The sequence below is a fragment of the Rhodopseudomonas sp. NSM genome, from assembly GCF_052445935.1.
In the GTDB taxonomy this organism is placed as follows: Bacteria; Pseudomonadota; Alphaproteobacteria; order Rhizobiales; family Xanthobacteraceae; genus Rhodopseudomonas.
Genome location: NZ_JBQTCH010000002.1, coordinates 368,637 through 385,880, shown reverse-complemented (window position 1 = coordinate 385,880; position 17,244 = coordinate 368,637). Strand labels below are relative to the sequence as shown.

Below are 17,244 nucleotides of genomic sequence, written 5' to 3'. Positions count from 1 at the left end.
TTCCGCCCTCAGCCCTGCGTCTCGTCCATCGCCGAACTCGACTCAAGCCATTTTTCCTCTGCCTTCTGCAGGGCGGCTTCGGCCTTCGCGCGGGCGGTTGAAAGCTGTGTGGCCTGTTTCGGATCGCGCGTATACAGGTCCGGCAGGGCAAGCGCCGTATCGATCTTGGCGATGATCGCGGTGATGCGCTCGACCTCGGCTTCGGCATCGGCGATCTGCTGCTTCAGCGAAACCCGCTTTTCCGACTTCGGGCGCGGCGGCTTGGCGCCGGCGCCGTCTGCGGCTCGTTCCCTGGGTTGACGCGATCCGCTGCGGGCGCCGCGCGAGGACAACACCGCGCGGCGATAGTCGTCGAGGTCGCCGTCGTAGGATTTCACCTTGTGATCTGCAACCACCCACAACTGATCGGCGCAGGCGTCGATCAGGTAACGATCATGCGACACCATGATCACCGCGCCGGGAAAGTCGTTGATGGCTTCGGCCAGCGCCGCGCGGCTGTCGATGTCGAGATGGTTGGTCGGCTCGTCGAGGATGATCATGTTCGGGCCGTAGAAGGTCGCAAGACCGAGCAGCAGTCGCGCTTTCTCGCCGCCCGACAGGCTCCTGACCAGCGTATCGGCGGCCTTGCCCGAAAACCCGATCTGGCCGGCGCGGGCGCGGATCTTGCTCTCGGGTGCGTCCGGCATCAGCTTGCGGATGTGGTCGTAGGGCGAGCCGTCTTCATTCAGTTCGTCGAGCTGGTGCTGGGCGAAGTAAGCGACCGACAGCTTGTCGGCGCGGGTCACCGTCCCCGAGAACGGCGCCAGCCGGTCGGCCAGCAGCTTCACCAGCGTCGACTTGCCGTTGCCGTTGGCGCCCAGCAGAGCGATACGGTCTTCGGTGTCGACGCGCAGCGTGACGTGACGCAGCACCGGATGCTTGGGGTCGTAGCCGATCGAGACGTTGTCGACGGCGATGATCGGCGGCGACAGCGTCTTTTCCGGCGGCGGAAACACGATGTCGGGGACGTCGTCGCTCACCAGCCGCGTCACCGGCTTCATCTTCTCCAGCATCTTGACGCGGGACTGCGCCTGGCGTGCCTTCGAGGCCTTGGCCTTGAAGCGGTCGACGAACTCCTGCAGGTGCTTGCGCCGCGCTTCCTCGCGCTTGGCGTTCTTGGCGTCGAGCGCTTCCTTGTTCGCGCGGAACTCCGCATAGGCCGAGTAGGTGCCGCGGAAATGCACCAGCCGGCCGCGATCGAGATGCAGGATCTCGTTGACAGAAGTGTCGAGCAGATCACGGTCGTGGCTGATGACGATCACCGTGCGCGGATAGTTGGCGAGGTGATCCTCGAGCCACAGCGTGCCCTCGAGATCGAGATAGTTGGTCGGCTCGTCGAGCAGCAGCAGATCCGGCGCGGCGAACAGCGTCGCCGCCAACGCAACGCGCATCCGCCAGCCGCCGGAGAATTCCGAACAGGAACGGGCCTGGTCCGCAGCGGAAAAGCCCAGACCGCTGAGAATGGCGGCGGCGCGTGCAGGCGCCGAATGCGCGTCGATATCGACCAGCCGGGTCTGGATGTCGGCGATGCGATGCGGATCGTGCGCGGTCTCGGCCTCCTGCAGCAGCGCGTCGCGCTCGAGGTCGGCCTTCAGCACCACTTCGAGCAGGGTCTCGGGCCCGTTCGGCGCCTCCTGGGCGAGGCTGCCGACCCGCCAGCGCGGCGGCATGGTGATGCGCCCGGTCTCGGTCGCGAGCTCGCCGCGGATGGCGTGAAACAGCGTCGACTTGCCGGCGCCGTTGCGGCCGATGAAGCCGACGCGGGCGCCCGGCGCGATCTGCACCGTGCTGTGGTCGATCAGCAGCCGTCCGGCGATCCGGACCGAAATGTCGGACAAAGTGAGCATGAGCGGGTTTTGACCGGGACCGCAGCTAAAGGCAACCACGATCGGCCGGATTGTGACCGAGGTCGGCGCAACGCCGCGGGCGGACCGCTGCGATCGCCCGATGGCGCGGCTTGCCGTGCCGCGGCGGCGCCGATATAAGCGCGCAACTCTCCCGCCCCAGGCGTTTCAAGGACATTTCCATGACTGTTCAACGGACTTTCTCGATCCTCAAGCCCGATGCGACCGAGCGCAACATCACCGGCGCGATCAATGCTCTGATCGAAAAGGCCGGCCTGCGCATCGTGGCGCAGAAGCGGATTCACATGACCCGCGGCCAGGCCGAGACCTTCTATGCGGTCCACAAGGAACGCCCGTTCTTCGGCGAACTGGTCGACTTCATGACCTCGGGGCCGGTCGTCGTTCAGGTCCTCGAAGGCGAGGGTGCGATCGCGAAGTATCGCGACGTGATGGGCGCGACCGATCCGTCGAAGGCGGCGGATGGCACCATTCGCAAGCTGCACGCCAAATCGATCGGCGAGAACTCGGTGCACGGTTCGGATGCGCCGGAGACCGCCGCGATCGAGATCGCGCAGTTCTTCGCCGGCAACGAAATCGTCGGCTGAACAATTCGACAATGAAACCGCGCGCCGCTGATTGGCGGCCGCGGTGATTGCAGGAGATGGGATAGAGCCGCCGCTCCTGTTGAACGCTGTCGCTCATTTCGAAAGCGACATCCGGCAGCCAGCGTTCTGGCTGTCTTTCAGCGAGATCAACGTGGTGTTTTCCGGGGACAACGCGCTCGTGATTGCGCGCTGATCGTCATTACCTTCTGGAAAATCCTCCGCGCCTAATGGCGAAGGCCTCAGGCCGTGCCGGCGATGACGTCGCCGTCGTGCCCATGGGAGCACCCGGCATGATCGTGGCCGTCGTGTGTGACCTGCGTCCAGGCATAGGCGTCACGGACGATGTGGTAGCAATCGCAGGCGCGGTTCTCGAGCCCCGGCCGGTCGATCACGCGCACCGCACCGCGGGTCTTCTGCACGATGCCTTCGGCTTCGAATTGCAGCAGCGCGTTGGTGATGCTGGCGCGGCGGACACCCAGGCTTGCGGCCAGCAGCTCATGGGTGATGTAGAGCACGTCGCTCTGAATGCGATCGTTCGCGAGCAGCAGCCATCGCGCCAGGCGCTGGTTGATCTCGTGGCGGGCGGCGCAGAGCACGCTCTGGGAATTCTGGGCGATCAGCGCCGGGACGTAGCGCAGCAATTGCTCGCGGATTTGCGGCCGGCTCGCCAGCACGCGCGACAGATCCTCGGCCTCGATCCGCAATGCGGTTCCCGGCATGGAAACGATCGACCGCTGCGACGCCACCGACGTGCCGAGCACCAATGGCACGCCGACATATCCGAACACGCCGACCATCGCTGTCTCGACATAGTCGGTGCGGCTTCCGGAGACGTGCGAAACGAGACCGTCCTCGATGAAGTGGATGCACTCCACCGGCCGGTTGGCCTCCTGCAGCACGGCGCGCCCCTTGAACTCGATCGGCCGCAGCATCGGCTTCAGGGCATGAAAATCGTCGGGTGAGAGTTGCGCCAGAACGCGGTTCTTCACCGTCGAAGGGCATTCGAAATCGTTGATGTGGCTGGGCACGATCAGGATCAACTCCTCGCACGCGGGGCGATTGTCAGGTTGCGAAGGGAACCAGCCGCGGCCGATTCAGCCGCAACAGTAGTCAAGTGCGGCGCGCATGAACATCGCGCGAGGTGTTCAAAATTGTCGCATGCCGTGCCGGATGTGCGGCGCAGTGAGGGACGGATCTCCCCGACACGCGTATCCGCGCCTCGTCCGGAACCCGGTTCGGAACCGGCCTAAAGGCGACGGTGAGCGGGCGGCCGGACTGGCGAACTACGTGGCGCAACTATGCGGCGCTTATTTCTGCGGCACCCGCGAGGCTTGCTAACCGGGAAAAATCATGTTGCAATTGACCCGCAATCGGATGTGGGCCGTTCGGCTTTATGTTTCGCGACTCGAAAATCAGCACTTTGCAGTCGAGGCTTGAAGATCAGGGCTTGAAGATCAGGGCCTGGAAGCAAGGCTTGGAAGCAGGCAGGGCGACGGGATCGCCGTTTGTGGCGTGGCACGCAGATAGCGAGCCGCGTCTTTTTTGTGTCTAGACAGGAGACAGGCGATGCAAAAGGGCACCGTCAAGTGGTTCAACCCCACCAAGGGTTATGGCTTTATCCGTCCTACCAGCGGCGACAAGGACGTCTTCGTCCACATCTCGGCGGTCGAGCGCGCCGGGCTCAGCACTCTGAATGAAAATCAGCCGATCGAATACGAGCTGGCCGAAAATCGGGGCAAGACGTCGGCCGAGAACCTGAAGCTCACCTGAGCCGGTTCGATCGTCGGGTCTCGCCGGCACCGGCTTAAGGCCGCGTCGTCGCCGCGAGAAACGATCATCTTTCCGCGGGCACGATCAGCGTCTGATCATTCGCGTCGCTCGAGGTCGATCTGCAGAGATCGCCCTCGAACCGCGTTTGGCCGGATGCGACCATCTGCAGGGCTTTCGGATAGATCCGGTGTTCGATCGCCAGGACGCGGTCCGCCAGCGTGTCGGCCGTGTCGTCGTCGCGCACGGGCACAGCGCCCTGAATGACGATTGGGCCGGCGTCGGTCTCTGCGATGACGAAATGCACGGTCGCGCCGGAGATCTTCACGCCTGCGCGCAGGGCCTGACCGTGTGGATCGAGGCCCGGAAACGACGGCAGCAGCGACGGATGGATGTTGAGCATCCGGCCGTACCAGTGATTCACGAAGTCCGCCGTGAACAGCCGCATGAAGCCGCCGAGGCAGATCAACTCGATGCCGCGCGCGTCGAGCGCCGCCTGCAGCACCTCCTCGAAGCCGGCGCGATCCTTGCCGAACGGCTTGCTTTCGATCACCAGCGTTTCGATGCCGCTGCGTTGCGCGATCGCCAGCCCGCCGGCGCTCGCGGTGTTGGCGATCACGACGGCGATCTCGGCCGGAAAGCCGTCTTCGGCCGCGGCTTCGATCAGCGCGGCCATGTTCGACCCGCGCCCGGAAATCAGGATGGCGACGCGACGCTTGCTCACGCGATCACCAGGACAGGTCGAGGTGACCGTCGTAGACGACGCGATGTTCGCCCTTCGCCGCGATCACTTCGCCGAGCAGATGCACGCTCTCGCCGGCGCCGGTCAGCGCCTCGGTGACCGCGTCGACCGCATCCGCCCTGACGATCGCGATCATGCCGATGCCGCAATTGAAGGTGCGCAGCAATTCCAGTTCAGCGATGTCGCCTTGCTCGGCAAGCCATTTGAACACCGGCAGAACCGGCAGCCGCGGCAGATCGATGCCGACGCCGAGATGCTTGGGCAGCACGCGCGGGATGTTGTCGGTGAAGCCGCCACCGGTGATATGCGCCAGCCCCTTGATGGCGCCGGTCGCGCGGATCGCGTGCAGGCAGGATTTCACATAAAGCCGGGTCGGCGTCAGCAGCGCGCCACCGAGCGTCATCACCGGCGAGAATGGCGCCTTCGCGTCGTAGGGCAGGCCGGACTTTTCGACGATCTTGCGGACCAGCGAAAAGCCGTTGGAATGCACGCCGGAGGAGGCGAGCCCGATCACCGCATCGCCCGCGGCGATGTCCGGCGACGGCAGCAATGTGCCGCGTTCTGCGGCGCCGACCGCGAAGCCGGCCAGATCGTAGTCGCCGTCCTTGTAGAGGCCGGGCATTTCCGCGGTCTCGCCGCCGATCAGCGCGCAGCCCGACTCGCGACAGCCTTCGGCAACGCCGGCGACGATTTCGGCCGCGGCTTCCGGATCGAGTTTGCCGCAGGCGAAGTAGTCGAGAAAGAACAGCGGCTCGGCCCCCTGGACCACGAGATCGTTCACCGACATTGCAACCAGGTCGATGCCAATGCCGGCGTGCAGTCCGGCTTCGATCGCAACCTTGACCTTGGTGCCGACACCGTCGGTCGCCGCCACCAGCACCGGGTCCTTGAAGCCCGCGGCCTTCAGATCGAACAATCCGCCGAAGCCACCGATTTCGGAATCGGCGCCGGCGCGCGCGGTGGCGCGCACCATCGGCTTGATCAGGTCGACGAGACGATTGCCCGCGTCGATATCGACGCCGGAATCGGCATAGGTGAGGCCGTGCTTCCGCTCGGTCATGGCCGGCTCCCGCAAGAAAAAAAGGCGCTGCGCGGCAACGATTGCCGCCCGGCATCGAGCCGCCGCCGAATGAACCCCCGGTCGGTCGCGCTAGACCTAAGTCCCGCTTGTCCGCGCCCGACCAATGGTTTTGGGGTGGTTACGTCGGATTCCGCCGGCGTGCAATGGCTCGCAAGGGGACCCAGCATGTACTATGTAGACAACCATCCCTTCCCGCCGTCGAAAGTTCAAGGGTTTCGCCGGATCTGGGCTGGAAGCCGGGAACGTCGCGTGAGCATTCCGAACATTATTACACTGGGCCGGATCCTGCTGGTGCCAGTCATTGTCTGGGCCATTGCATCGAACGAAATGGCAGTCGCTTTTGCGGTCTTTGTGATCGCCGGCGTCAGCGACGCGATCGACGGCTTTCTCGCCAAGCGCTTCAACATGAGCAGCGAACTCGGGGCGCTGCTCGATCCGCTGGCCGACAAGGCGCTTCTGGTCTCGATCTACGTGTCTTTGGGCATCTGGGGCGCGATCCCGCGCTGGCTGGTGATCCTCGTGGTGTCGCGCGACATCATGATCGTCGGCGCGGTGATCATTTCCTGGCTGTTCGGCAAGCCGGTGCCGATGAAGCCGCTGATGGTGTCGAAACTCAACACCGTGGCTCAGGTCGGGTTTGCGGCGCTTGTGCTCGGCGCGCTCGGCTTTGGCTTTCAGCCGGCGCCCTACGATTTGATCCTGATGATCCTGGTCACGGTCTTGACGTTGCTTTCCGTCTCCTTCTATCTCGTCGAGTGGACGCGGCATATGAGCACGATCGAGCCTGACCGCTGAAGCGCGTCTGCCGGCCGCGCAGAGCGGGCCGGCCTGGAGCGACCCCGTGGCAGTCCGCGTACAACCCCGTCAACTGGCTCTGGACCTGCCGCACGCCGAGAGCCTGTCTCGCGAGGACTTCCTCGAAGGCACGGCGAATTCATCGGCACTCAAACTGATCGAGAGCTGGCCCGACTGGCCGAACCGGATCATGCTGCTGGTCGGACCGGAAGGCAGCGGCAAGAGCCATCTGGCATCGATCTGGGCCGAGCTGGCGGGGGCGCGATCGACCTCGGCCCAGGCGCTGACCACCGCGAACGTCCCTGGTGAACTCGCCACCGGTGCGCTGGTGGTGGAAGACTTGACGCCTGGCAACTTCGACGAGCGCGCGCTGTTTCATCTGATCAATCTGGCGCGCGAGGACGAGGCCTATGTTCTGATCACCGCGCGGCTGGCGCCATCTGCATTTCCGGCCGAACTGCGCGATCTGCGATCCCGGCTGCGCGCCGTGCCGGTGGTGACGCTGTTGCCGCCTGACGATGCGTTGTTTCGGGCGCTGATCGTCAAATTCTGTGCCGATCGCCAGATGAGCATCGACGCCAATCTGGTCGGCTATCTCGCCAACAGGATCGATCGGTCGTTCGCCGCAGCGCGTCTGACGGTAGAGCGGCTCGACGCCGAGGCGCTGCGGCTCCGCCGCCCGGTCACTCGTGCCTTGGCGGCGGACGTGCTGCGGGACGACTGAACCGCCTGCGGCATCCGGGACTGCCGGCCCGGCTTGACGGCGTCCGCGCCAAGTCTCTCAATGTCATGGAAACGTCTTGTGCGTGCAGCATTGTCTCGCCGCACCGCCGCACCGCCGCTTCCGGCACGACGACCCGCACCGCACTGGACCGACTGCACATGGACTCCGAGCAAGTCATTGTCATTGAAGAAAAAAAAGGTGAAGCCGAGCCGGCCTCGGTGGTCGCCGCCGGCCCTGAGCGCTTCATCAATCGTGAACTGTCCTGGCTGCATTTCAATCGGCGGGTGCTCGAAGAGGCGGTCAATCCCTCGCATCCGGTGCTCGAACGCGTCCGGTTTCTGTCGATTTCGGCCAACAACCTCGATGAATTCTTCATGGTCCGCGTCGCCGGCATCAAGGCGCAGGTTCGCGAAGGCATCACCGAGCGCAGCCCCGACGGGCTGACGCCGGCCGAGCAATTGGTGCTGATCAACGAGGCGGTCTCCCGTCTTGCGACGGATCAACAGGCGATCTGGCGCGACCTGCGCGGGATTCTGGCCGAGGCCGGGATCGTTCTGCTCGACGGGCGAGACGCCACCAAGTCCCAGCGCGCCTGGATCGAGGATCATTTCCTCCACAACATTTTTCCGTTGCTGACGCCGCTCGCGATCGACCCGGCGCATCCGTTCCCCTTCATCCCCAGCCTCGGCTTCACCATCGGCCTGCAACTCGCGCGCGTCTCGGACGGCAAGTCGATGAACGCGCTGATCCGGATGCCTGGCAAAATCGACCGCTTCATCCGGCTGCCGCCGAACGGCAAGGACCAGTCGGTCCGGTTGATGACGCTGGAGCAGGCGACGTCGCTGTTTATCGGCAGGCTGTTTCCAGGATACGTCGTCAAGGGGCAGGGCTCGTTCAGGGTGATCCGCGACAGCGAGTTGGAAATCGAGGAAGAGGCCGAGGATCTGGTGCGGTTGTTCGAAACCGCGCTGAAGCGCCGCCGCCGCGGATCTGTGATCCGGCTCGAAGTCGATTCGACGATGCCGGAAGAATTGCGGGCCTTCGTGCAGCGCGCGTTGTCGACCGCGGATGACGAGGTGCTGCTCGTCGATGGCGTGCTGGCGATGAACGAGCTGTCGCAACTGACGCGGGTGGATCGCTCCGACCTCGAATTTCCGCCTTACGTGCCGCGCCATCCGGAGCGGGTGCGCGACCATGGCGGCGACATCTTCGCGGCGATCCGCAAGAAGGATCTGATCGTCCACCATCCCTACGAGTCGTTCGACGTTGTGGTGCAGTTTCTGCAACAGGCGACCCGCGATCCGGACGTCGTTGCGATCAAGCAAACTCTGTACAGGACTTCGAACAATTCGCCGATCGTGCGGGCGCTGGCCGAAGCCGCCGAAGCCGGCAAGTCGGTGACGGCGCTGGTCGAACTGAAGGCGCGGTTCGACGAGGAAGCCAATATCCGCTGGGCGCGCGATCTCGAACGCGCCGGCGTGCAGGTGGTCTACGGCTTCCTGCAACTCAAGACCCACGCCAAGCTGTCGCTGGTGGTGCGCCGCGAAGGCAACACCCTGACCACTTATGTCCACACCGGCACCGGAAATTATCACCCGGTCACCGCTCGCATTTATACTGACCTGTCGTACTTCACCTCCGATCCGATCATCGGCCGCGACGCTGCCCGGGTGTTCAACTACATCACCGGCTACGCCGAGCCGAGCGACATCGAGAAGATGGCGGTGTCGCCGCTGACGCTGCGCAAGCGCATGCTCGAACACATCCACGGCGAGACGGTGTTTGCACGTCACGGCAAGCCGGCGGCGATCTGGCTGAAGATGAACTCGCTGGTCGATCCGGACATCATCGACGCGCTGTACGAGGCGTCGCGCGCCGGTGTTTCTGTCGAGCTGGTGGTGCGCGGCATCTGCTGCCTGCGTCCGGGCGTGCCGGGCCTGTCCGAGAACATCCGTGTCAAATCGATCATCGGTCGGTTCCTCGAGCACGGCCGTGTCTACTGCTTCGGCAACGGGTACGGCCTGCCGAGCGCCAAAGCGGCGGTCTACATCTCCTCGGCCGACATGATGCCGCGCAATCTCGACCGGCGGGTCGAGATTCTGTGCCCGCTGCAGAACCCGACCGTTCACCAGCAGGTGCTGGAACAGATCATGGTTGCGAACCTGAAGGATACCGAGCAGAGCTGGCAGTTGTTGCCGGATGGGTCATCGACGCGTATGAAGGCGGCGAAGGGCGAGGAGCCCTTCAATGTGCACAACTACTTCATGACCAATCCGAGTCTGTCCGGCCGTGGAAAGTCGCTCAAGGAATCGTCGCCGCGACGCCTCACGCGCCGTTCGGAGCGCCATCAGTCCTCTTAAGGAATTCGCGCGGTGACGAAGCGGGTGCGCAGGCGCGAAACCAGCGTCGCAGTGATCGACATCGGCTCGAACTCCGTGCGTCTCGTGGTCTACGAGTCGCTGGCGCGCAGTCTGGTCACGGTTTTCAACGAGAAGTCGCTGTGCGGGCTCGGGCGTGAGGTACAGAGCACGGGCCTGCTCGCGACCGACGCCGTCGACAAGGCGCTGACCGCGCTGCGCCGGTTCCGGGCGCTGATCCGGGTGATGAGAGTGGGGCGGGTCTACGCCATCGCCACCGCGGCCTGTCGCGACGCGAGTAATGGGCCGGATTTCATCACGGCGGCAGAGCGGATCTGCGGCGTGAGCATCGAGATCCTGTCGGGACCGCGCGAGGCCAAGCTGTCGGCGCTCGGCGTCATCTCGGGAGTACACAAGCCGAACGGCATCGTCGGCGATCTCGGCGGCGGTTCGCTGGAATTGATCGATGTTCGCGGCAACCTGGTCCGCAAGGGCGTGACGCTGCCGCTCGGAAGTCTGGCCCTGCAGGACGCCTCACAAAAATCGCTCAAGCGCGCCGAACGCATCGCAAAAGAAGCGCTCGCGGGCGCTGTTCCGCTCAAGGCGGCGCACGGGCGCACGTTCTACGCGGTCGGCGGGACGTGGCGCGCGCTCGCGCGGATCCACATCGCCCAGAGCGGCTACTCGCTCAAGGTGATGCATGGCTATTCGCTTCCGGCGGCGGAAGCGCTGCGGTTCGCCAAGCGCCTGCGCGTGCTGGCGTCGACCAATCAACTCGCCGACCTCGATCTGGTCGCCGACGCGCGGCGGCCGCTGTTGGCCTATGCCGCGCTCGTGCTCGAATACGTGATCGAGGCCGCCAAGCCGAAGACCATCGTGTTCTCGACCTACGGCGTTCGTGAGGGGCTGCTTTACGAGCAGTTGCCGCCCGCGGAGCGCGCCAAGGACGGGTTGATCTGCGCCGCGCAGAACCTCAACTTGTTACTGTCACGCTCGGCGCGCCACGCCGAAGAACTGATCGAATGGACCGACCGGCTGTTTCGGGTTGCGAAGGTTCGCGAGGTCGGAGCCGATCGCCGGCTGCGGCACGCCGCCTGCCTGATGTCGGACATCGGCTGGCGGGTGCATCCCGACCATCGCGGCGAGCAGACCTTGGCGCTGATCACCAACGGCAATTTCGGTGACGTGACGCATCAGGAGCGCGCCTTCATGGCGCTGTCGGTGTTCTATCGCTACGCGGGTTTCAGCGAACAGAACGAGCCGCCGGGCGCCGTGCGCGAACTCGTGACGCAGGCGATGGACGAGCGTGCGCGGCTTCTCGGCGCTGCTTTTCGGGTCGCGCATCTGGTCAGCGCGGCGCGTCCGGGCGTGCTGCCGGCGACGCATTTCCGAACCAGCGAACGCAAGCTGATGCTGGTGTTCGAACACAGGCTGGTCGATCTCGTTGCCGACCGCGTCGGCAGTCGCTTCAAGCAATTGGCGCGGATGGTCGGCCGGACGGGCAGTATCGTGCGGCGCTGAGTTCAGCGGCGGGATCGACGCTCAGGTCAGGATGTAATTGTCGGGCTTCGGCAGAGCCGGCAGGTCTGTTTTACCAAGTGCTTCCCGCAGGTTGATTTCGATCGTGTCCGCCAGTGCGCCGATCGGCAGGTCGTTGGGAAGCTGTCCGAACGGCTCTTCCAGTTCCGAGCCCAGGGCATCAAGTCCGAAGAATGTGTAGGCGGCGAGAGCGGTGGCGAAAGGCGTCAGCCAGCCGAGCGTATTGGCGAAGCCGAACGGCAGAAGGAAGCAGAACACATAGGCGGTGCGATGGAGCAGGAGGGTGTAGCCGAACGGCACCGGCGTCGAGCGGATCCGTTCGCAGGCGGCCTGCACCATCGCCATCTCCCCGAGGGTGCGATCGAGCATCTGCAGCGGGATGTCGCGCAGTTGGCCATTGCGATGCAATGCGGCGATCTCGGCTTGCATCGCCGCCAGCAAAACTTCGGGCGGATTGCGGCTGGCGTTGTAGCGCGCCAGTGTTTCAGGAGGAAGGCGGCGCGCGACCTTGTCGGTGCCGCCGCCGGGGCGCAGGTGAACGACAAGCGACTGGGCAAACGCCATCGCAAGTGTCAGAAGTGTCCGCCGGCTCGCGTCCGGATCGTCGCCGGGTTGCCGCAAAATCAAGGTCTGGCGCGACAGATTGCGGCTGAGGCAGATCAGGGCGCCCCAGTGCCGACGCGCCTCCCACCATCGATCGTAGCAGGCGCTGTTGCGAAACCCCATGAACACCGACAGCGCGATGCCGAGCACCGCGAACGGGGCACTGTTGAAATCCGCGACCATCCCTGGATAGGCGTGATGCGCCCAGACCACTGCCGCAGACAGGCCGGCGATGATCAGTGCCTGCGGATAAATCCGCTGCACCACCGAGCCCCGAACCAGAAAGAAAAGCTGGAACAGATTGGGCTGCTGACGAACGATCATCGTTCAGCGACGGCTTGTCCGGCGTCTTCGGTGCGGGAGACCCGCACCACCTTGCCCTTCTCGATCGCGAGCGCGAGCCGGCCGTGCTTCAGCGCCAGTGCTGCTTCGCCGAACAGTTCGCGGCGCCAGCCGCGCAGCGCGCCGACCTCGGCCTTGTCGTCGCAAGCGATCTGCTCGAGGTCGTCGACGGTGGCGATCACCTTGGCGGCGACGGCGTGGCGCTCGGACGTCATCCGCAGCAGCACTTTCAGCAGCTCGACAATGGCGCCACCGTTGGAATTGTTGCGCGGCTTGTCGATCTTGGGCAGCGTCTGCGGGTCTCGCGCCAGACCGCGCTGCACCGCGGCGACGATCTCGCTTCCCCATTTCGACCGGTCGAAGCCTTTCGGCAGCGAGCGCAGATTGGCGAGCCGCTCCAGCGAGGTGGGCGCGTGGGTGGCGATGTCGCCGAGCGCGTCGTCCTTGAGCACGCGCGAGCGCGGCACGTCGCGGGTCTGCGCTTCCTGCTCGCGCCAGGCCGCGACTTCCATCAGCACCGCAAGCTCTTTCGGCTTGCGCACGCGCGTCTTCAGCCGTTCCCAGGCGCTTTCGGGGTGGAAGTCGTAGGTTTTCGGCGAGGTTAGAACTTCCATTTCCTCGCTGACCCAGTCGCTGCGGTCGCGCTTCTTGAGGTCGGCATCGAGCGCGGCGAAAACATCGCGCAGATGGGTGACGTCGGAGACGGCGTAATGCAGCTGCTCCTCGGTCAGCGGGCGGCGCGACCAGTCGGTGAAGCGGTGGGTCTTGTCAGGGCGGTGGCCGGTGATGCGCTCGACGAGCTGATCGTAGGCAATGCTGTCGCCATAGCCGAGCACCATGGCGGCGACCTGGGTATCGAAGATCGGGTGCGGCACGATCCCGGCGCGGTGCCAGACGATTTCGATGTCCTGGCGGGCGGCGTGGAAGACTTTCAGGACCCTCTCGTTCGCCATCAGGTCGAAGAACGGCTTCAGGTCGATCCCGGGCGCCAGCGTATCGACCACCACCGCTTCATCCGCGCTGGCCATCTGCACGACGCAGAGCAGGGGATAGTAGGTGGTCTCGCGCAGAAACTCGGTATCGACCGTGATGACGGGGTGGCTGGCGAGGCGGGCGCAGGCGTCGGCGAGCTGCTCGGTGGTGGAAATCAGGTCCATCAATCTCTGTCACGTTCCGGAAATGGAGGCGTTGGGGCCTGATCGATCGGCACAGCGCCGCCTGCCCAAAAAACCATCGAATCCGAAACACTAGACACGTTCGCCGTGCGGCGATCAAGTTCCGCAGAAGGTTTCGCGCACCCGTTCATGGAGCTGTGGCGGCTCCGCATAGCGGGCGAATTCCGGCTGTTCCCGGAAGGGGTTGGCAAGCACCGCCAGCAGCTCTTCAAAGAGCGTGAAATCGTCCCGATCGACCGCGGCTCGGATCACCGCTTCGACGCGGTGGTTTCGCGGGATATAGGCCGGATTGACTGCCCGCATCGCCGCCTGCCGGGCGGCTCCGTCCTGCGGCTCGGCCGCAAGCCGGGCCCGCCAGCGCGGCGCCCAATCGTCGAAAACGGCCGGTTCGCCGAACAAGGCCCGGACCGTCTCGAGGTCGGCCGGGTCGATGGCCGCATCGCTCAGCCGGCGGAAGGCGAGGGTGAAGTCCGCGTGGCCTTTGGCCATCGCAGCCAGGAAATCCAGGGAGAGCTGGGCGTCGTCGGGCTGAGCAGTGAACAGCCCCAGCTTGGCCGCCAGCCCTGCCAGATAGGCGGCATTGAAGCGTTCGGCGAAGCCGCCGAGGGCGGTCTGGGCGATCTCGACGCCCTTGTCGTCATCGTCGGACAGCAACGGCACCAGACACTCGGCAAGCCGGGTCAGGTTCCACAGCGCGATCGGCGGCTGATTGCCGAAGGCGTAGCGGCCCATATGGTCGATCGACGAGAATACCGTCTTGGGATCAAACGCGTCCATGAAGGCGCAGGGGCCGTAATCGATGGTTTCGCCGGCAATCGAGGTGTTGTCGGTGTTCATGACGCCGTGGATGAAGCCGATCATCATCCAGCGCGCGATCAGATCGGCCTGGCGCGCAATCACGCCCTCCAGCAGCGCCAGATAGGGTGCATCTGCCCGAGCGGCATCGGGGTAGTGCCGGGCGATGACATGGTCGGCCAGCGCGCGGACGGCGTCGCGGTCGCCTCGGGCTGCGAAAAACTGAAACGTCCCGACCCGGATGTGGCTCGACGCCACCCGCGTCAGCACCGCGCCTGGCTGGATCGGATCGCGCAGCACGGTTTCGCCGGTCAGCACCGCAGCCAGCGAGCGCGTGGTCGGCACGCCGAGCGCTGCCATCGCCTCGCTGACGATGTATTCGCGCAGCACCGGGCCGAGAGCGGCGCGGCCGTCGCCCATCCGCGAGAATGGCGTCCGGCCCGAGCCCTTGAGCTGGATGTCGCGGCGGACGCCCTCGCGGTCGATCACCTCGCCGAGCAGGATGGCGCGGCCGTCGCCGAGCTGGGGCACGAAATTGCCGAACTGGTGCCCGGCATAGGCCATCGCGATCGAGGCCGCCCCGGCCGGAATGCGGGTCCCGGCGAGGATCTCAGCGCCTTCGGGAGTGTCGAGCCGGTCCGGATCGAGCCCGAGCCGCTCGGCCAGCGGGCGGTTGAGCTTGATCAGTCGGGGGGTGGCGACCGGTGTCGGGGCCACCCGCGCGAAGAACGTCTCCGGCAGCGCCGCGTAGCTGTTGTCGAACGGAAAATGGACTGTCATCCGGCACCAGATAGGAATAGTTCGCCGCTATGACAATCGGTCGGAAAGCGGCCCGGATCAATATGTTCAGCGAGTTTCTTGCGGGCGTTTGCCAGCGGCCTCGTCGTCGCCGCTGCTCCAGCCTGAAACGGGCGCCGGTCCCACGCCGGAATGCAGCCGTGACGAGGCCGCATTTGGTTGCCGCGATGGGTTCGCTCGGGTAAACCCTGACGCTCTCCGCAAAGGCTGCGGACGCTCGATTCTGCCCCAAGACGGCTTTCCCGGGATTTCCATGCACCGTTACCGAACCCATACTTGCGGCGCGCTCCGCGACAGCGACATCGACCAGACCGTCCGCGTGTCCGGCTGGTGCCATCGCATCCGCGACCATGGCGGCCTTCTGTTCATCGATCTGCGCGACCATTACGGGCTCACGCAATGCGTTGCCGATCCGGATTCGCCGGCGTTCAAGGACGCCGAGAAACTGCGCGCGGAATGGGTGGTGCGGATCGATGGCCGCGTCCGCCGTCGCCCCGAAGGCACCGACAATGACGATCTGCCGACCGGCAAGGTCGAGATCTTCATCACCGAGATCGAAGTGCTCGGCCCGGCCGGCGAATTGCCGCTGCCGGTGTTCGGCGAGCAGGACTACCCGGAAGATGTGCGCCTGCGGTACCGGTTTCTCGATCTGCGCCGGGAGAAGCTGCATCAGAACATCATGACCCGCGGCGCCATCGTCGACTCGATGCGCAAGCGGATGAAGGAGCAGGGCTTCTTCGAATTCCAGACGCCGATCCTGACGGCGTCGTCGCCGGAAGGCGCGCGCGACTTCCTGGTGCCGAGCCGGATTCATCCGGGCAAGTTCTACGCGCTGCCGCAGGCGCCGCAGCAGTACAAGCAATTGCTGATGATGTCCGGCTTCGATCGCTACTTCCAGATCGCGCCGTGTTTTCGCGACGAGGACCCGCGCGCGGACCGGCTGCCGGGTGAGTTCTATCAGCTCGACGTCGAGATGAGCTTCGTCACGCAGGACGATGTTTTTGCTGCGATGGAGCCGGTGATCACCGGCGTGTTCGAGGATTTTGCCAAAGGCAAACCTGTGACAAAGTCGTGGCCGCGGATTCCGTATGCCGAGAGCATGCGGAAATACGGCACCGACAAGCCGGACCTGCGTAATCCGATCGAGATGCAGGACGTCTCCGAGCATTTCCGCGGCTCCGGCTTCAAGGTGTTCGCGCGGATGCTCGAAGAGGAGCGCAACCAGGTCTGGGCGATCCCCGGACCGGGTGGCGGCAGCCGCGCATTCTGCGACCGGATGAATTCCTGGGCGCAGGGTGAAGGCCAGCCGGGGCTCGGCTACATCATGTGGCGCGAGGGCGGTGAGGGCGCGGGCCCGCTCGCCAACAATATCGGCCCCGAGCGCACCGAGGCGATCCGTGCGGCGCTCGGCCTCAAGGCGGGCGACGCCGCGTTCTTTGTCGCCGGCGATCCGGCCAAGTTTGTCAAATTCGCAGGCCTGGCGCGCACGCGCGTCGGAGAGGAGCTCAACCTGATCGACAAGGATCAGTTCGCGCTCGCCTGGGTGGTCGACTTCCCGATGTACGAGTACAACGAGGACGACAAGAAGGTCGACTTCTCGCACAACCCGTTCTCGATGCCGCAGGGCGGCATGGATGCGCTGACGTCGCAGGATCCGCTGACCATCAAGGCGTTCCAGTACGACATCACCTGCAACGGCTACGAGATTGCGTCGGGCGGCATCCGCAACCATCGCCCCGAAGCGATGGTGAAGGCGTTCGAGATCGCGGGTTACGGCGAACAGGAAGTGATCGACCGCTTCGGCGGCATGTATCGCGCCTTCCAGTACGGCGCGCCGCCGCATGGCGGCATGGCCGCCGGCGTCGATCGCATCGTGATGCTGCTGTGCGGCACCAACAACCTGCGCGAGATCTCGCTCTTCCCGATGAACCAGCGTGCGGAAGACCTGCTGATGGGCGCGCCGTCTCAGGTCGCGCCGAAGCAGTTGCGTGAGTTGCACATCCGTCTCAATCTGCCGGAAAGCTGAGGGCGTCCGAGT

The 17,244-nt window shown here is 65.0% G+C and carries 15 protein-coding genes; 8 read left to right on the top strand and 7 right to left on the bottom strand.

All coding sequences use genetic code 11. From position 1 onward, the window contains the following. Positions 1–8: 8 nt before the first annotated feature. Positions 9–1,886, bottom strand: coding sequence for an ABC-F family ATP-binding cassette domain-containing protein (locus ACTZWT_RS06065; protein ID WP_444768797.1), 1,878 nt, complete (start codon positions 1,884–1,886; stop codon positions 9–11). Positions 1,887–2,065: 179 nt separating this feature from the next. On the opposite strand from ACTZWT_RS06065, the gene ndk reads away from it, so the two are divergent. Together ndk and ACTZWT_RS06055 are read left to right on the top strand one after the other, a co-directional pair. Then, positions 2,066–2,488: a nucleoside-diphosphate kinase gene (gene ndk / locus ACTZWT_RS06060; protein ID WP_444768796.1), complete on the top strand. Its 423-nt coding sequence runs from the start codon at positions 2,066–2,068 to the stop codon at positions 2,486–2,488. Positions 2,489–2,519: 31 nt separating this feature from the next. Further along, entirely contained in the window at positions 2,520–2,681 is a 162-nt protein-coding gene (locus tag ACTZWT_RS06055; protein ID WP_444768795.1) for a hypothetical protein, read from the top strand. Between the two features lie 46 nt (positions 2,682–2,727). Here ACTZWT_RS06055 and ACTZWT_RS06050 read toward each other — a convergent pair whose 3' ends face one another. Then, a complete protein-coding gene (locus ACTZWT_RS06050; RefSeq protein ID WP_444768794.1) occupies positions 2,728–3,516 on the bottom strand; it encodes a Crp/Fnr family transcriptional regulator in 789 nt (262 codons plus the stop codon). A gap of 538 nt (positions 3,517–4,054) precedes the next feature. Between ACTZWT_RS06050 and ACTZWT_RS06045 the strand changes: the two genes are divergently transcribed. Next, a complete protein-coding gene (locus tag ACTZWT_RS06045; protein ID WP_444768793.1) occupies positions 4,055–4,258 on the top strand; it encodes a cold-shock protein in 204 nt (67 codons plus the stop codon). Positions 4,259–4,322: 64 nt separating this feature from the next. On the opposite strand, the gene purN is transcribed toward ACTZWT_RS06045, so the two are convergent. Further along, positions 4,323–4,979: a phosphoribosylglycinamide formyltransferase gene (purN, locus tag ACTZWT_RS06040; RefSeq protein WP_444768792.1), complete on the bottom strand. Its 657-nt coding sequence runs from the start codon at positions 4,977–4,979 to the stop codon at positions 4,323–4,325. Between the two features lie 4 nt (positions 4,980–4,983). Continuing rightward, positions 4,984–6,057 (bottom strand): phosphoribosylformylglycinamidine cyclo-ligase, encoded by a 1,074-nt coding sequence (gene purM, locus ACTZWT_RS06035; protein WP_444768791.1) that lies wholly within the window; start codon positions 6,055–6,057, stop codon positions 4,984–4,986. Between the two features lie 270 nt (positions 6,058–6,327). Between purM and ACTZWT_RS06030 the strand changes: the two genes are divergently transcribed. From ACTZWT_RS06030 to ppx, 4 genes are all read left to right on the top strand, one after another. After that, positions 6,328–6,873: a CDP-alcohol phosphatidyltransferase family protein gene (locus tag ACTZWT_RS06030; protein WP_322518219.1), complete on the top strand. Its 546-nt coding sequence runs from the start codon at positions 6,328–6,330 to the stop codon at positions 6,871–6,873. Positions 6,874–6,919: 46 nt separating this feature from the next. Continuing rightward, entirely contained in the window at positions 6,920–7,597 is a 678-nt protein-coding gene (locus ACTZWT_RS06025) for a P-loop NTPase family protein (protein ID WP_322517332.1), read from the top strand. Between the two features lie 158 nt (positions 7,598–7,755). After that, entirely contained in the window at positions 7,756–9,957 is a 2,202-nt protein-coding gene (locus ACTZWT_RS06020) for an RNA degradosome polyphosphate kinase (protein WP_444768790.1), read from the top strand. 12 nt (positions 9,958–9,969) lie between these two features. Beyond that, entirely contained in the window at positions 9,970–11,475 is a 1,506-nt protein-coding gene (ppx, locus tag ACTZWT_RS06015) for an exopolyphosphatase (protein WP_444768789.1), read from the top strand. Positions 11,476–11,496: 21 nt separating this feature from the next. Here the strand turns inward: ppx and ACTZWT_RS06010 are convergent, their stop codons facing one another. The 3 genes from ACTZWT_RS06010 to ACTZWT_RS06000 form a co-directional block, all read right to left on the bottom strand. Next, on the bottom strand, positions 11,497–12,420 hold the full coding sequence (locus ACTZWT_RS06010) for a bestrophin family protein (protein WP_444768788.1): 924 nt from the start codon (positions 12,418–12,420) through the stop codon (positions 11,497–11,499). Continuing rightward, positions 12,417–13,595 (bottom strand): ribonuclease D, encoded by a 1,179-nt coding sequence (rnd, locus tag ACTZWT_RS06005; protein ID WP_444768787.1) that lies wholly within the window; start codon positions 13,593–13,595, stop codon positions 12,417–12,419. The genes ACTZWT_RS06010 and rnd overlap by 4 nt, the downstream gene beginning before the upstream one ends. 114 nt (positions 13,596–13,709) lie before the next feature. After that, positions 13,710–15,188 carry a protein adenylyltransferase SelO gene (locus tag ACTZWT_RS06000; protein ID WP_444768786.1) on the bottom strand — a complete coding sequence of 493 codons (1,479 nt, stop codon included), beginning with the start codon at positions 15,186–15,188 and terminating at the stop codon, positions 13,710–13,712. A gap of 271 nt (positions 15,189–15,459) precedes the next feature. Between ACTZWT_RS06000 and aspS the strand changes: the two genes are divergently transcribed. Beyond that, positions 15,460–17,232, top strand: a complete 1,773-nt coding sequence (gene aspS / locus ACTZWT_RS05995) for an aspartate--tRNA ligase (protein WP_444768785.1) — start codon at positions 15,460–15,462, stop codon at positions 17,230–17,232. Positions 17,233–17,244 lie beyond the last annotated feature (12 nt).

Excerpts from the sequence above, each read along its gene's own strand:
- ACTZWT_RS06065 (WP_444768797.1), bottom strand. The coding sequence starts at position 1,886 with ATGCTCACTTTGTCCGACATTTCGGTCCGGATCGCCGGACGGCTGCTG.
- ndk (WP_444768796.1), top strand. The coding sequence starts at position 2,066 with ATGACTGTTCAACGGACTTTCTCGATCCTCAAGCCCGATGCGACCGAG.
- ACTZWT_RS06045 (WP_444768793.1), top strand. The coding sequence starts at position 4,055 with ATGCAAAAGGGCACCGTCAAGTGGTTCAACCCCACCAAGGGTTATGGC.
- purM (WP_444768791.1), bottom strand. The coding sequence starts at position 6,057 with ATGACCGAGCGGAAGCACGGCCTCACCTATGCCGATTCCGGCGTCGAT.
- ACTZWT_RS06020 (WP_444768790.1), top strand. The coding sequence starts at position 7,756 with ATGGACTCCGAGCAAGTCATTGTCATTGAAGAAAAAAAAGGTGAAGCC.
- ACTZWT_RS06010 (WP_444768788.1), bottom strand. The coding sequence starts at position 12,420 with ATGATCGTTCGTCAGCAGCCCAATCTGTTCCAGCTTTTCTTTCTGGTT.
- rnd (WP_444768787.1), bottom strand. The coding sequence starts at position 13,595 with ATGGACCTGATTTCCACCACCGAGCAGCTCGCCGACGCCTGCGCCCGC.
- ACTZWT_RS06000 (WP_444768786.1), bottom strand. The coding sequence starts at position 15,188 with ATGACAGTCCATTTTCCGTTCGACAACAGCTACGCGGCGCTGCCGGAG.
- aspS (WP_444768785.1), top strand. The coding sequence starts at position 15,460 with ATGCACCGTTACCGAACCCATACTTGCGGCGCGCTCCGCGACAGCGAC.